Source organism: Streptomyces sp. WM4235, assembly GCF_001279725.1.
Taxonomy (GTDB): Bacteria; Actinomycetota; Actinomycetes; order Streptomycetales; family Streptomycetaceae; genus Streptomyces.
Map to the genome: position 1 here is coordinate 1 of NZ_LGDE01000407.1, position 253 is coordinate 253.

A 253-nucleotide genomic window follows, 5' to 3' on the forward strand; every position below is an offset into this window, starting at 1 on the left:
TGTGGAAGCCCGGTAACGGGTGGAGCTGACTGGTACTAATAGGCCGAGGGCTTGTCCTCAGTTGCTCGCGTCCACTGTGTTAGTTCTGAAGTAACGAACTGTGTTCATATCCGGTTGGTTAACTTCATAGTGTTTCGGTGGTCATAGCGTTAGGGAAACGCCCGGTTTACATTCCGAACCCGGAAGCTAAGCCTTTCAGCGCCGATGGTACTGCAGGGGGGACCCTGTGGGAGAGTAGGACGCCGCCGAACAA

General features: G+C 54.5%; 1 rRNA gene. It reads left to right on the forward strand.

The window, feature by feature from the left end:
- Positions 1-133 precede the first annotated feature (133 nt).
- Positions 134-251, forward strand: a 5S ribosomal RNA gene (gene rrf, locus ADK55_RS23900).
- Positions 252-253 lie beyond the last annotated feature (2 nt).